Genomic DNA, 13907 nt, shown 5'->3' on the forward strand with positions numbered 1-13907 from the left:
CGCCCTGCCCCCGGCATCGGGCAACCGTTAGACTACGGCTCCGGAGGATTTCATGAACCAACCCGTTCGAACCAGCGGCACCGCCATCACGAGTCTTGTTCTAGGCATCATCTGCTGGGTAGGCCTGCCCTTCATAGGCGCCCTTATCGCGGTCATCTGCGGGCATATTGCACGCGGCGAAATCCGGCGAGCACCTGCAGGATCGGTAGAGGGCGATGGCCTGGCCATCGCCGGACTGATACTTGGCTACTTGCAGCTCGGCATGTTCCTGATCGGCATCCTGATTTTCGTCGGCATACTGATGCTGGGCCTCGGCGTCAGCGGATGGCATTGATTCATGTACGGACTCGCTCGCTCACTGCTGTTCTGCCTGGATGCCGAACGCGCGCACGATCTGTCGCTGAAGGCCATCGAGACGGCCTATCGCACCGGCCTCAATCCGCTCGTCGCGACACGACCAAGGGCTTTACCTACGAATGTCTTTGGCATCAAGTTTGATAACCCCGTGGGGCTTGCCGCCGGCCTCGACAAGAATGCCGCGCACATCGATGCGCTGGGCGCATTGGGTTTCGGCTTTATCGAAGTCGGAACGACCACGCCGCGCGCGCAGCCAGGCAATCCGAAGCCACGCATGTTCCGGTTGCCTGAACACCAGGCCGTGATCAATCGCCTCGGATTCAATAACGGTGGCGTGGACGCGCTGGTCGCCAATGTCGAGCGCTCGCGCTTCAAGGGTGTCCTCGGCATCAATATCGGCAAGAACAAGGACACCCCGAACGAGAACGCGATCGACGACTACCTTTTCTGTCTCGAACGCGTCCATGCGCTGGCCGGCTACATCACGGTCAATATCTCTTCACCCAATACCCAGGGCCTGCGCGACCTGCAGGAAGAAGAGACGCTGCGTCGACTCATCGGCGGAATTTGCGAAGCTGGCGAAGCGCACGCATCCAGGCATGGCAAACGCACGCCGATCCTGCTCAAGATCGCTCCCGACCTGAGCGAGCTCGAACTCGATTCGATAGCCGAAGTCCTGCTGGCCAGTTCCATCGATGGCCTGATCTGCACCAATACGACCACGGAGCGGGCACTGGTGGCGGGCCATCGACATGCCGGCGAAGCGGGTGGCCTTTCGGGCAAGCCGGTATTCGAAAAATCGACCGCCGTGCTCCGCGGAATGGCCGACCGGCTCGATGGACGACTGCCGCTGATCGGCGTCGGCGGAATTTGCATCGGAAGCGACGCGGCGACAAAGATTGATGCCGGCGCAAGCCTCGTACAGTTCTACACGGGCATGGTCTACAAAGGGCCTGCCCTGATAGGCGACAGCGTCGAAGCGATCCGGGCTCTGCGCAGCAGGGCCACCGCGTGAGCGAAAAGCGCTATCAGGTACCCGCGGCGATATCTGAAGGCGTCGGCTACACGATCGTCGAGAACGCCTCGCTGGAAGGACGCAACACGTTTCGTGTCCCTGCCCGCGCCGACCTGCTCATCGACGTGCGTCGGCCTGAAGCGCTGGCCGAACTGTTTGGCTACGCCGCGTTGAAGACACGGCCCCTGCTCGTGCTGGGCGAAGGCAGCAACATCCTGTTTACCCGCGACTGGCCCGGCGTCGTTCTTTCAATCGCCGCGCTCGGCATCACGGTGGTCGAAGAAGGCTCGCACAACGTCCGCGTGCGCGTCGGCGCGGGCGAGAACTGGAACAACTTCGTCCACTGGTCGCTGGCACGCGGCTACAGCGGGCTGGAAAACCTGGTCCTGATTCCGGGCACGATCGGTGCCGCACCGATCCAGAACATCGGCGCCTATGGTGTCGAAGTGCGCGAGTTCATCACGAGTGTCGAAGCCTGGGATCGCGATTCCAGTCGTCTCACGACGCTGTCGAATGCCGACTGCCGGTTCGGCTACCGCGATTCCGTATTCAAGCATCAACGTGATCGCTTCATCATCACGGCGGTGGACTTCGAATTGCCGAAATGGCGCCCGTTGCAGATGGACTACGCCGGTGTGCGTGAGGAACTTGCGGCACTCGGCATGGACTCGCCCACACCATCCGGCGTCGCCGAAGCCATTGCGCGCATCCGCACCCGCAAGCTCCCGAATCCGGCCCTCATCGGCAATGCGGGCAGCTTCTTCAAGAATCCGATGGTAGAGGCGTCCAAGGTCTCGGAACTGCGCAAGCGATATCCTCAGTTGCCGGCCTGGGAAGCAGGCGAAGGACAGTTCAAGCTGTCTGCAGCCTGGATGATAGAATCCTGTGGTTTCAAGGGCTTGAAGCAGGAACATGCAGCGGTTTCTGAACAACACGCCCTGGTCCTGGTGAATCTTGGTCAGGCCACCGGCAGCCAGATCTGGGCACTTGCCGAGCACGTCCGCGATGGAGTGCAAGAACGATTTGAAGTTCTGCTGGAGCCCGAGCCACTCGTTCTATAGCACATCGGGAGTCACCCTCTGTCGAGGCCGCATTGCGGAAGGAGAAGACACATGGCAATCGATGACGGGCTCGCCGAGCGAATCCGCGAGCAGCTCGAACCCCGGCACGGCATCACCGAAAAGCGAATGTTTGGCGGACTCGCCTTTCTGGCCGACGGGCACATGTTCATCGGCCTGGCCAGGGACGCCCTGATGGTGAGGGTCGGGCCCGATGACTACGAGACAGCGCTTGCGCGGCCCCATGTGCGCCTCATGGACTTCACCGGCAAGCCGATGCGCGGCTACGTTTTCGTTGATCAGGCCGGTCTGGAAGAGGACGGTGCGTTGAATGACTGGATTCAGCGCAGCCTTGCGTTTGTACGCTCCCTGCCGCCGAAGCGATGAAGAGGCCTGCGCCTGAAACGACTTCGACTGCCTCGCAGGCCCGGTTTCGTGCGCCGGCCAGGGCGCTCCAGCGCGAGATGGGTCACAGTGACGCAACTACCAACGTGCTTCAATGCCATGCGGCGCGCATTGCGTGCGTTCGTCAATTCCGCTGGCTCTGGCACGCCAATGCCCAGCGCAACAATCCGGAGTGAGTCCCATGGCCGCAGCCCCCGCCAGCGCCGCCTTCGTTGCCTCGCGCAGACGCCTGTTCAGCGCCCTGTTTTCCAGTGCCGGCGTTGACGATGTCGATGTCGATGTCGATGTCAGCCTTGCCAGGCGCCGGCCCGGTCGCAATGGCATCCTGCCAAAGGACTTGCCACAAGGCCCGGCTGCACTGAGCTTCCCGCCGCAATCGGTGCGCTGGCTGACCCGCTGCACCTTCGGCTATACGATCCAGGATCACGTCGATTTTCTCGCGCTGGGCGGCAACGACGACGCGCGCTGGACTGCCTGGGTCAACCAGCAACTGAATCCCGCGGCGATTCCGGATTCAGCGTGCGACGCGCGTGTAGCGAGTGGCGGGTTCATCACGCTCAACAAGACAGGCAACCAGCTCTGGAACGACCACCACTCGATCACCAACAACTACTACCTGCGCATGCTGCCGATTCGCGAAGCGGAATGCATGAGCATCATCCGGCAGATCTACAGTGCACGACAGCTCAAGGAAGTGATGGTCGACTTCTGGCATGACCATTTCAGCGTGTTCGGCTGGGATTACGACGGCGGCCCGATGTTCCCCGAGTTCGACCGGGTTGCCATCCGACCGCACGTGTTCGGCAATTTCCGCACGATGCTGCAGGCTGTCGGCGAATCCGCCTCGATGATGTACATGCTCGATCTTTACTCGAGCGACGCCGCGCATCCGAACGAGAATTACGCGCGCGAGCTGTTCGAACTGCACACCATGGGTGCGGAGAACTACGGCGGGATCGTGCAGAATCCCGACAGCCCGGCCAACATGGCCCTGCTCGGCAACTACCAGGCGCCGGACGGCGAATTCGAGCGACTGAAGTATGTCGACGATGACGTCTACGAGACCGCCCGCGCCCTGACCGGCTGGTCCATATCCGGCGCGAACTGGCCCTACGATCCGGTCAACGGTGTGCCACTCGGACAGTTCGTGTACGACTCGAGTGCACACGACCAGGGCATAAAGCGGATTCTGGCGCGCTACTTCCCTGCCTCGCAGGGTCAGGCCGACGGTATCAACCTGTTTGACATGCTGGCCCGTCACCCGCGCACCGCCCGCCATGTCGCGACCAAGATCTGCAAGCGCTTTGTCGGCAGCTCGCCGTCAACCGGCCTTGTCGACAGTGCGACAACGGTGTTCATGCAGAACTGGCAGGCCAGCAACCAGATTGCGCAGGTGCTGCAGGTGATCCTGCAATCGGCCGAATTCAAGAGTGGCTGGGGAACCGCGATGAAGCGTCCCGCCATGAGTGCCGTCAGCGCCCTGCGGTCCACCGGCGCCGACTTCACCCCGGTGCCGGACAACAACGGCAGCATCTACACGCCCACCGAGGAATTCATGGGCCGCCTGCAGGCCGCCGGACAACGCCTGTTCTACTGGCCTGCGCCGAATGGCTATCCGGATGATCCGATCGCCTGGTCAAGCACCGGTACCCTGGGCATGACCCTGAAAATGCTGCCCCGCCTTCTCGAGATGCACCAGACCGAAAGCTACAACGGTGCCTATCCGTTCCTGATCAACGTCCACGCTCAGACACTCGGCGCTTTTGCGCCCAACCAGCGCACCGCAGCCAATATCATCGGCTACTGGTGCGACCGCATCCTTGGCTACCGGCCCGAGCCCACGCATACCGTAGCCGTTGATTTCCTGCGCCAGAACGTCGCCGCTTCGGCCGTTCTCGACCTGGTCACCGATGGCACCGACAACGGCCACCCGGCCAATACCGGGACCTGGAATCTCGGCAATCTCTCGCAGCACTACACGATCGCCCGCCTACGCACCGCAATCGGCCTGATCCTGTGCAGCCCCGAATTCCTGCGCCGCTGAGGAGCACCGACATGACCAGACTCGACCGACGCGATTTCCTCAAGGGCTGTGCTGTAGCCGCGATTGCCGGTGGCAGCAGCAGCCGCGCCCTGGCCTATTTCGGCCCACCGGATGTAGCACCGGCGACGGCAACCGACGACACGCTCGTCATCGTATTCCTGCGTGGCGCGATGGATGGCCTGAGCCTGCTGCCACCCGGCGCCAGCAGCCCGTACCGTGCAGCCTACGAGGCCGCCCGCAATTCGACACGCATTCCCACTACCGGCACGGGCGCGGCATTGAGCCTGAATGGAACGCAATGGGCGCTGCATCCGCGCGCCACCGGACTGCGCACCCTGTTCAACCAGAATCATCTGGCTTTTGTTGTCGCGGCAGGACAATCCCAGCCAATTCCCGTCATCCGCAGTCACTTCGACGCGCAGGCCAATCTCGAATTCGGCTTTGGCGGCGGCACTGGCAACGAGATCGGCTGGCTGACCCGGCATCTCGCCAGCGGCGGCCTTCCCGCTGTCGTGCCGCTGCCAGCGACCTCGCTCGGCAATATCACGGCCAGCAGCCTGCTCGGTTCGTCCGACGCCATCACGATGAACAGTGCGTCGGATTTCCGCATCGACGGGTTTCACTGGTCGTGGGATGAGGACGATGCCGGTGCCGGCCTGGTCGGCGCGGTATCACGCATGCATGCGCTCTGGAATGGCAGCGCGACCCAGCTCGAGGCCGCAGGTGTAGAGACCCTCGCCTCGCTGGACCTGCTGCGCCCGATCAACTTCGGTCTCTACAACGCGACCAGCAACCCGGGTGGCTACCAGCCCAGCGGTGGCGCCGATTACAGCCTGGCCAGCAACCAGGATTTCGGCAATCAGTTGCGCAATGTCGCCCAACTGATCAAGACCAATCTCGGCATGCGCGTCGCGACCATCGACCTCGGTGGCTGGGACACGCACGTAGGCCAGGGCAATCCCGCCAATACCTACGACTACTTCGGCAACCAGGTCGAGAGCCTGTCGAAGGGATTGAGCGCCTTCTACACGGACCTGGCCAGCAGCGCCTCGGGCAACCTCATGCAGAAGACCAGCGTGATCGTGGTCAGCGAGTTCGGGCGGCGGGTACAGGAAAACGCCGACGGTGGCACCGATCACGGCTATGGCAACGTGATGATGGCCTTGGGCGCCTCGGTCAACGGCGGGCAGGTCTACGGCACATTCCCCGGCCTGGACAATGCCAACCTCTACCAGGGCACCGATGTCGCCGTCACCACGGACTACCGGCGCATCATCTCGGAAGCCCTGATCCGGCGCATGGCCAACCCCAACATCTACTACGTCTTCCCCGGCTACTCCGGCTACACGCCCATGGGAATCTTCCAGGGCCCCGATCTGCCGCCGACGAATTTCGACACGCTGTTTGCGAGTGGATTTGATTGAGAGCCGGGAGTCGGAATTCGGGATTCGGGATTCGGAAAGCAGCTTCGGCCTACCCTGTCACACACCCAGCCATCACGTGCTCATCAGATGCCGAGTTGAATGGGAGGCTCAGGAGTTCATGGAGAGGCAATTCATCTTCTTCAGGACCGTCCGCGCGCTTCTCGTATTCGCTGCCGGGATTTTGAAAATGATCACGTGTGCCGAATCGATTCCCCTTGTTGCACCAATCGAACTCTGAGTAAGCGTATCGGTGGTCGACGTTATGGCCGTCGCCTTGACAACTGTGTTGTTCAACGTGGATGCGCGCCATTGGCGGAGTTCGTCAGAAGTCGGCTAGCCAGCCTCTACCGAATCACTTATCCCCAATCCCCAATCCCGGCTCCTAAGCCTCTCCACACTCGAAATGCAGCAGGTTGCCGTCTCCGGCGGCGTGGGCCTGGCCGAGGCTGATGGTGCCGCTGCGGCGCAGGTGGAAGGCGTCCCGGTGGACGAGGAGTTCCTCGTTGCCGATCTTGACCCAGGTGCCATTGGTGGAACGGTCGGAAAGGATGAAGTGGCCGCGCTTCCACTCGATCATGGCGTGATCGCGCGAAACCCAGTCCGATTCGATGGTCAGGCTATGGCTTTCCTCGCGCCCGAGCGTGAACGGATCGGCCAGTTCATCGATCTGGAATTCCCGGTCGAGGTAGCGCAGGGTCAATACGACGCGCTTGGCCTTGGCAAACTGGACGACGCGCTGCACGGTGGTGACATGGGACACGTCTTCCTGCCACATGACATCGACGATCTCGATCGGCAGGAGTTTTCCGGCGACCCGGGCCGTTCCTATCGAACGCACACGCACGCCAGCGGCGTTGGTGATGTTCAGGGCCGTACTTGCCGTGGCCACGATCTGGTCGCGCTTGGCCAGCGCCGCCATGCGCGCAGCCACGTTCACGGCATCGCCGAAGACGTCGGTCTCTTCGACCAGGGCTTCGCCATGGTGCAGGCCGATTCGAATGCCGATATTGTCCTGGACAAAGGCTTCATCGGACTTCATCCGGCGCTGCATGTCGGTTGCAGCCAGCAAGCCCTGCACTGCACTGGGAAAGGTGCACATGATCTCGTCGCCGATCGTCTTGATCAGCTTGCCCCCATGTCGGTTGGCGACTTCCGTCAGGGCTTCAAGCACCGCGGCGATAATGTCGCGCGCAGCCACGTTGCCGCGCAGCTCGAACAGCTTGGTGCTGCCCGACACGTCGGCAAACAGTATTGTCAGCGTGGAACTTGCGCTCATTGCATCCGATGATAGGGCATTCAGTGAAGCGGCTCCAGAACATCAGCCGCCGCTACGATATCCGCGTCAGCCGGAAGCACTGCCAGGGCGGCTCCGGCCAGCGGGGTATAGGTATCCGCGCCGACCACGCGCTGTAGTGGTGTGGCGCCAAATCCGGCCTCGACAATGGCGGTGATGACGCCCTCTCCCACTCCGGCCGAGTGGCGGCCTTCGTCGACCACGAGTATGCAACGGGCATCGCGAGCCTGTTCGGCAATAAAGGCTTCATTCAGCGGAACAAGCCAGCGCAGGTCGACGACGCGCACTTTCCAGCCTCGCCGGGATTCGATCTCGCGGGCCGCGCGCAGGCTCATGGGCACGCCGTTTCCGTAGCTGAATATGACCAGATCCGTTGCTTCGGCGGCATACACCCTGCCCTCGCCCAAAGTCATCGACTGATTCGACGCAGGATAGGAAAACAGCCATTTCCCGTCGCCGGCCTCATGGAGGTCCTTGGTCATGTACAGGGCAATAGGCTCGAGGAATACGCTGACCCGACCGTCCACCTTGGCCAGTGCGGCGAGCGTACGCAGCATCAGCGCAGCATCGTCGCCGCGACTCGGACAGCCCACCACCAGGCCCGGAATATCGCGCAGGGCAGTCAGCGAATTGTCGTTGTGGAAATGCCCGCCAAAGCCCTTCTGGTAGCCCAGACCGGCAATGCGCACGACCATCGGGTTGCGGTACTGGTCGTTGGAGAAGAATTGCAGGGAGGCCGCTTCTCCGCGAATCTGGTCGCAGGCATTGTGGAAATAAGCCAGGTACTGGATTTCCGGTATCGGCAGCATGCCCATGTTGGCGTAGCCCTGAGCCAGGCCCAGGATAATGGTCTCATCCAGCAGCGTGTTGAAAACGCGCTTGTTCTTGAACGCCTTGTGCAGTCCCTTCGTCACCGTGTAGACACCGCCCTTCTGGGCGATGTCTTCGCCAAACATCAGCGCCTCGGGATACTTGCAGAACAGGTCGTGCAGGGCCTGGTTGATCTGGATGGCCAGATGGCGCGGCGGCTGGTTTTCCGGCAGCTTCTGTTCACCGCCAAAGATGTCGAGACGCCTGTCCTGATAGTCGCTGCGATCGGCTTCGGCCTTGACTGCGTGTGGTGTGTAGGGTGCAAGCGGAGCGACGATTTCCGCGAGCTGGGACAGCTTGGGCCTGCGGTCGGCCTCGTCTGCCGCGGCAAAGCAGCGGGCGCGGACCGTCTCATAGCGGGCCAGCAGCTCATCCTTGTCGAGCAAGCCCGATTCGAGAGCAATCGCCGCCGAACGCAGGAGCGGATCGCTGGCCTCGACCTGGACCAGTTCTTCCACGCTGCGCCACTCGATCTCGAAGTCGGTACCGGCGTGACCCATGATGCGTGTGGTGCGCAGATGCAGGAAGGTCGGCCGGCGCGTGCGGCGGCAGTGCTCGATCGCTCTTGCGACATCGGCGTAGCCCGTGGCGAGGTCCAGACCATCGGCGTAGAAGTAGTCGAGGTCGCGGCGCTCGCTGAAGTTGCGTTCAATCCAGCCGCCCGGTGTTTTCACCGAGATGCCGATGCCATTGTCCTCGCAGACGAACAGCACGGGTGCCGGCAATTTCTGGTAGGCCGTCCAGCCTGCGGCGTTGAACGCCGTTTGCGCAGTGGCATGGTTGGAGGACGCATCACCAAAGGAACAGATGACAATGGAGTCGTCGGGAATCGGCAGGGCGTGGCCAATGCGTCCGGCCTGCTCGATCGCCAATGCCGTACCCAGTGCCTTGGGCAGGTGCGAGGCAATCGTCGAGGTCTGCGGCAATACCCATAGCGGCTTGGAACCCCAGACCTTGTGGCGGCCACCGGATGCCGGATCGTCCTTGCTCGCCGCAAACGACAGGGCTGAATCCATGATTGGATCCATGCCCGGCAGCTTGCGAAAGCGCTCGGCCATGAACGCACCCGAGCGGTAATGCAGGAAGGCCGGATCGGTATGCCGGCTGAGCCGGGCGACCATGGCGTTGCCCTCGTGCCCGCTCGAACCGATCGTGTAGAAGACGCGATTGCGCACCCTCAGCACGCGCGCCATCAGATCCAGGTGGCGCGAAATCAGTTGTGATTCGAACAGATCAAGGAAGTCGGCTGCCGTGCAGGCGCTGCCGGGAACAACAGCCGCTCGCGTGGAAGGCCTGGCTCCGACCGGACCATCCCAGTCGCGTACGAACTCGATGAAGTTCTGATCGCAGATATCGGCGCGGTTGAGGCCGCGATGGCGCGCAGCGATGACGGGACGCGGAACCGGAGTAACGACAGCCATGGGTGAGGATTCGGGATTCGGTGAGTCGACTATTGTAGCCGGCTTGGCAGCCGTTGCCGATGCAGGCAATGAAGACGCCGCATCGGCCGAGGCCACGTTCAGGCGCTGGCCATGGCGATGAAATCGGGCTGCGCCCGCACCGATGCCAGCCAGGTCAGAATGGCCGGGTAGCCCGACAGGTCGAATCCGCCTTCGGCAGCGCAATGGGTGTAGGCGAACAGGGCAATGTCGGCGATGGTCGGCGAGTCTCCGACGAAGAAGGTTCGACTCTCGGCAAGGTGCTGCTCCATGACCGCCAGTGCCTGGTGCCCGCGCTCGAGCAGGCGCGGCAATTCGCCCCGGCGAGGGTGATCCGCGGGCAGAAACAAGCGGATGAAGCGCGCCACGGCAATATACGGTTCGTGGCTGTACTGCTCGAAGAACAGCCACTGCAGGACGAGTGCGCGCTGCCAGCGATCCTCCGGCATAAGCGTACTGCCCTCGGCCAGGAAGCACAGAATGGCATTGGACTCGGTCAGGACCCGACCATCTTCCAGCTCCAGTACCGGAACCTTGCCGTTCGGATTGCGAGCCAGGAATTCGGCGCTTCGGGTCTCGCCACGTGCACTGTCGACCTCGACCCAGCGATAGCGCCTCTGCAGGCGCGCCAACAGCAGTTGCAGCTTGTAGCAATTGCCCGAGACCTTCATGCCATACACGGTCATCATTCGCGTTCTCCCGCCCACTTTCGGGCCTGCCACTCGGCGCGCGTCTGGCCCCAGATTTCAATGTCCATGTCGATCGGTGGCGGCAGATGCCCGATGCCCCTGTAGTTCGACCCCAGTCGCTTGGCGAGCGCCTTCGACGCCGTGTTGTCGGACGAAATCGTATGGATCACTTCGCTCCAGCCCAGCGTTTCGAACGACCAGTCCATGGCCGCAATCGAGCCTTCCCTCGCCAACCCCTTGCCCCAGTATTCGCGAGCGATTCCCCAGCCGACTTCGCTGCCGGGCCAGCCGTCGGGCATCCAGGGGCCGAGGCGACCGATCCATTTGCCGGATGATTTGTCGATCACCGAGAACATCGCAAACCCCTGCATTTGCCAGGCGCCTGCCATGGTCATGAAACCGCGCCACGCGGACGAGCGCGGCTGTGCGCCACCCATGTGACGCATGACCTCGGCATCGGCCGCGAACGCTGCCCAGGGCTCGAAATCCTGCGCTTCCGGCGGACGCAGGATCAGGCGTTCGGTTTCAATGCGATTGCGCGACGCGTCCATCGACAGTTCTACTGGCTTGAAGCGGCACCGCTTCCTTGTTGTCCGGTGTATTCGCAGCCCGAGCCGGGCCAGGCTCGAGCCACGTTGACAAAATCGTTCGTGGTGCACAGCCATTGCACCCCCATTGATTCATGCCCGGCCAGATCGGGCGTCAACTCGATCGTTCCGCCTTCGACTCCGGAAGCCGCATCGAAGGCAAGCACGATTCTTCCGCCGTCGGCTACCTGCATTGAAAGCAGACTTTGCCCCCGATAGGAGTCGGGTTCCCCGAGACCCACTTCGGCATTGCTGGCCGGCATTTGCCCGGTCGTCATGTAGTACTCGGAAACGGAAACCTTGGCCCCGGAAGCCGCGATCAGGGCTTCCCGGATCGCCTGTGCAGCACGCTGTTCGGCCAAGGTCTGCTCCGCCAACTGCCTGCCCTGTTCGACCCTGGCCTGCAGTTCGGCATCAAGGGCGGCTTCCGCGCGCTCATCCTCGTAGCGCTCGTAGAAATGAAATGCGAACTGGGCAACCAGCACACCGAGCAGGGCCGCAACGAACGTCGTTATCGCCTGACGCATTCCATTCTCCACTGTGGGCATCGCCGCAACATCATCCGGCCATCAGAACGCATTGATGCCGGTTACCTCTCTTCCGACCACGAGCTGGTGCACGGTCTCGGTGCCTTCATAGGTAATCACCGACTCCAGGTTCAGCGCGTGCCGAATCGGGCAGTGCTCCGTGGTGATTCCGGCACCACCAAGGATATCGCGTGCTTCGCGGGCGATGTCGATCGCCATGCGGCAGTTGTTCCATTTTGCCAGCGAAACCTGGGTTGGCTGCATCGTGCCGGCATCCTTGAGCCGGCCCAGTTGCAACGAGAGCAATTGGGCCGTGGTGATACGCCGGGCCATGTCGGCCAGCTTGAGCTGGACCGCCTGGCGCGAGGCAATCGGCTGCTTGAACAGGATGCGATTCTTGGAATAGTCCAGCACTTCGGTAAAGCACGCGATAGCGGCACCGATCGGGCCCCAGGTGATGCCGTAGCGCGCCTGGGTCAGGCAGCCCAGCGGACCCTTGAGGCCCTTGACGTTCGGCAGGCGGTTGGCTTCGGGGACACGCACGTTGTCGAAGAACAGGGCCGAGGTGACCGATGCGCGCAAGCTCATCTTCTTGTGAATTTCCTGGGCCTTGAAGCCGGGGAAATCCTTCTCGACCACAAAGCCCTGGATGCCGTCCTCGGTCTGCGCCCAGACAATGGCGATATGGGCCAGGTTGCCGTTGGTTATCCACATCTTCGATCCGTTCAGGATCCAGTCGGCGCCATCCTTTTTCGCCGTGGTCTTCATGCTGCCCGGATCGGACCCGCCTTGCGGTTCGGTCAACCCGAAACAGCCGATGACCTTTCCGGCGGCCATGTCGGGCAGCCAGCGCTGGCGCTGCTCCTCGGTCCCGTAGGCGAAAATCGGGTACATGCACAGGGACGACTGCACCGAGGCGAAACTGCGGATGCCGGAATCGCCGCGCTCAAGTTCCTGGCAGATCAGCCCGTAGCTGACAGAGTTCAGGCCGGCGCAACCGTATTCCGTCGGCAAGCTGCAACCGAGAAGACCCAGCTCGGCCATTTCAGGAACGAGTTCGTGCGGAAACACGGCCTTGTCGAAACAGTCGCCGATGATGGGAATCACGCGCTCGTCGGTAAAGCGGGCCACCGTGTCCTGTACGGCCTGCTCTTCTTCGGTGAGCAGCGAACGGACATCGTAGAGATCGACGGGATTGAGCGGTGTAGCGGCCATGGCTGGGATCCGGGGGTGGCAAAGCAGGCTATTGTAAACGGCGCGGCGAGGCGGGAACACTGCCGTCTGTGCGACAAACCTGCACATCAGCGAGAATCGCTGCTATTGGCGATGACTGCATCGACCTCTATGCTGGCCGCCCGTTCCATGCTCCCTGACCCATGCGCGTACCCGTTCTTGCCTACCACGCCGTCAATATTGCCGGCAACGACTACGCCAGCAACGATCCGCTGGCGTTTGCCGCCGACCTCCGCCTGATCCATGAACTCGGCCTGCGCATCGTGCCCTTGCAGTGGGTTGTCGAGCAGGTCGTTGGCAGCGGCAATCGCGATCTGGAAGGTTGCGTCGCCCTCACCTGCGACGATGGCTCGAACTTCGACTTCAATGATCTCGACCATCCGATTCACGGACCCCAGCGCAGTCTGTACAACTGCCTTCTCGATTTTGAAGCCGAATTCGGTGTCGATGCGCAGCCCGATCTGCATCTGACCTGCTTTGTCATCGCATCGCCCGAAGCACGCGAACATATCGACCGCGGCTGCCTCGCCGGCCGCGGCTGGATGAGCGAAGCATGGTGGAAGGACGCCCAACGCTCCGGACTGATCGGCATAGAAAACCACAGCTGGGATCACAACCACCCGGCCGTGAAGCTGCCCGGCCTCGAGGGCATGCAGCGCGGCTCGTTCCTGGAAGTGGACAGTCTCCCTCGCGCCAGGGCAGAAATTGCAGCGGCAACCGACTACATCAATGAGCGCATCGCGCCTTCACGCACGCAAATCTTCTGCTATCCGTTCAGCCATGTGCCCGAATACCTCCGAGCCGAGTATTTCCCGCGATTTGCTGATGAACACGGAATGCTTGCCGCGATGGGCGATGGTGCCGTGCCGGTTACGCTGGACAGTGACCGCTGGAACCTGCCCCGCTACATCTGTGGCTGGCACTGGAAAACACCCGAGGCGCTGCGCGACATCCTTGCGGGCTAA

At 62.2% G+C, this 13907-nt stretch carries 14 protein-coding genes; 7 read left to right on the top strand and 7 right to left on the bottom strand.

All coding sequences use genetic code 11. The features are described from left to right. The first annotated feature begins 52 nt into the window (after positions 1-52). The 6 genes from R3F00_RS08165 (at position 53) to R3F00_RS08190 (ending at position 6303) form a co-directional block, all read left to right on the top strand. Positions 53-334 (top strand): DUF4190 domain-containing protein, encoded by a 282-nt coding sequence (locus tag R3F00_RS08165; protein ID WP_371281285.1) that lies wholly within the window; start codon positions 53-55, stop codon positions 332-334. 3 nt (positions 335-337) lie between these two features. Continuing rightward, a complete protein-coding gene (locus tag R3F00_RS08170; RefSeq protein WP_371281286.1) occupies positions 338-1372 on the top strand; it encodes a quinone-dependent dihydroorotate dehydrogenase in 1035 nt (344 codons plus the stop codon). Further along, positions 1369-2433 carry a UDP-N-acetylmuramate dehydrogenase gene (gene murB, locus R3F00_RS08175; RefSeq protein ID WP_371281287.1) on the top strand — a complete coding sequence of 355 codons (1065 nt, stop codon included), beginning with the start codon at positions 1369-1371 and terminating at the stop codon, positions 2431-2433. The genes R3F00_RS08170 and murB overlap by 4 nt, the downstream gene beginning before the upstream one ends. 51 nt (positions 2434-2484) lie before the next feature. Beyond that, entirely contained in the window at positions 2485-2817 is a 333-nt protein-coding gene (locus R3F00_RS08180; protein ID WP_371281288.1) for a TfoX/Sxy family protein, read from the top strand. A gap of 199 nt (positions 2818-3016) precedes the next feature. Then, the gene (locus R3F00_RS08185; RefSeq protein WP_371281289.1) at positions 3017-4879 is read left to right on the top strand and encodes a DUF1800 domain-containing protein; all 1863 of its coding nucleotides are present in this window, start codon (positions 3017-3019) and stop codon (positions 4877-4879) included. An 11-nt stretch (positions 4880-4890) separates the two neighbouring features. After that, the gene (locus R3F00_RS08190) at positions 4891-6303 is read left to right on the top strand and encodes a DUF1501 domain-containing protein (protein ID WP_371281290.1); all 1413 of its coding nucleotides are present in this window, start codon (positions 4891-4893) and stop codon (positions 6301-6303) included. A gap of 49 nt (positions 6304-6352) precedes the next feature. Here R3F00_RS08190 and R3F00_RS08195 read toward each other — a convergent pair whose 3' ends face one another. From R3F00_RS08195 to R3F00_RS08225, 7 genes are all read right to left on the bottom strand, one after another. Next, positions 6353-6613, bottom strand: coding sequence for a hypothetical protein (locus tag R3F00_RS08195; protein WP_371281291.1), 261 nt, complete (start codon positions 6611-6613; stop codon positions 6353-6355). 72 nt (positions 6614-6685) lie between these two features. Then, positions 6686-7579 (bottom strand): adenylate/guanylate cyclase domain-containing protein, encoded by an 894-nt coding sequence (locus R3F00_RS08200; RefSeq protein ID WP_371281292.1) that lies wholly within the window; start codon positions 7577-7579, stop codon positions 6686-6688. A gap of 20 nt (positions 7580-7599) precedes the next feature. Beyond that, a complete protein-coding gene (locus R3F00_RS08205) occupies positions 7600-9888 on the bottom strand; it encodes a thiamine pyrophosphate-dependent enzyme (RefSeq protein WP_371281293.1) in 2289 nt (762 codons plus the stop codon). A gap of 98 nt (positions 9889-9986) precedes the next feature. Next, entirely contained in the window at positions 9987-10595 is a 609-nt protein-coding gene (locus R3F00_RS08210; protein ID WP_371281294.1) for a glutathione S-transferase family protein, read from the bottom strand. Continuing rightward, positions 10592-11146 carry a GNAT family N-acetyltransferase gene (locus tag R3F00_RS08215; protein ID WP_371281295.1) on the bottom strand — a complete coding sequence of 185 codons (555 nt, stop codon included), beginning with the start codon at positions 11144-11146 and terminating at the stop codon, positions 10592-10594. The genes R3F00_RS08210 and R3F00_RS08215 overlap by 4 nt, the downstream gene beginning before the upstream one ends. An 8-nt stretch (positions 11147-11154) precedes the next feature. Further along, complete coding sequence (locus R3F00_RS08220; RefSeq protein WP_371281296.1) at positions 11155-11709, bottom strand: pilin; 555 nt, start codon at positions 11707-11709, stop codon at positions 11155-11157. 42 nt (positions 11710-11751) lie between these two features. Next, the gene (locus R3F00_RS08225; RefSeq protein WP_371281297.1) at positions 11752-12924 is read right to left on the bottom strand and encodes an acyl-CoA dehydrogenase family protein; all 1173 of its coding nucleotides are present in this window, start codon (positions 12922-12924) and stop codon (positions 11752-11754) included. A gap of 161 nt (positions 12925-13085) precedes the next feature. On the opposite strand from R3F00_RS08225, the gene R3F00_RS08230 reads away from it, so the two are divergent. Further along, positions 13086-13907: a polysaccharide deacetylase family protein gene (locus tag R3F00_RS08230; protein ID WP_371281298.1), complete on the top strand. Its 822-nt coding sequence runs from the start codon at positions 13086-13088 to the stop codon at positions 13905-13907.

This window comes from Dokdonella sp., assembly GCF_041395345.1.
Lineage (GTDB): Bacteria > Pseudomonadota > Gammaproteobacteria > Xanthomonadales > Rhodanobacteraceae > Dokdonella.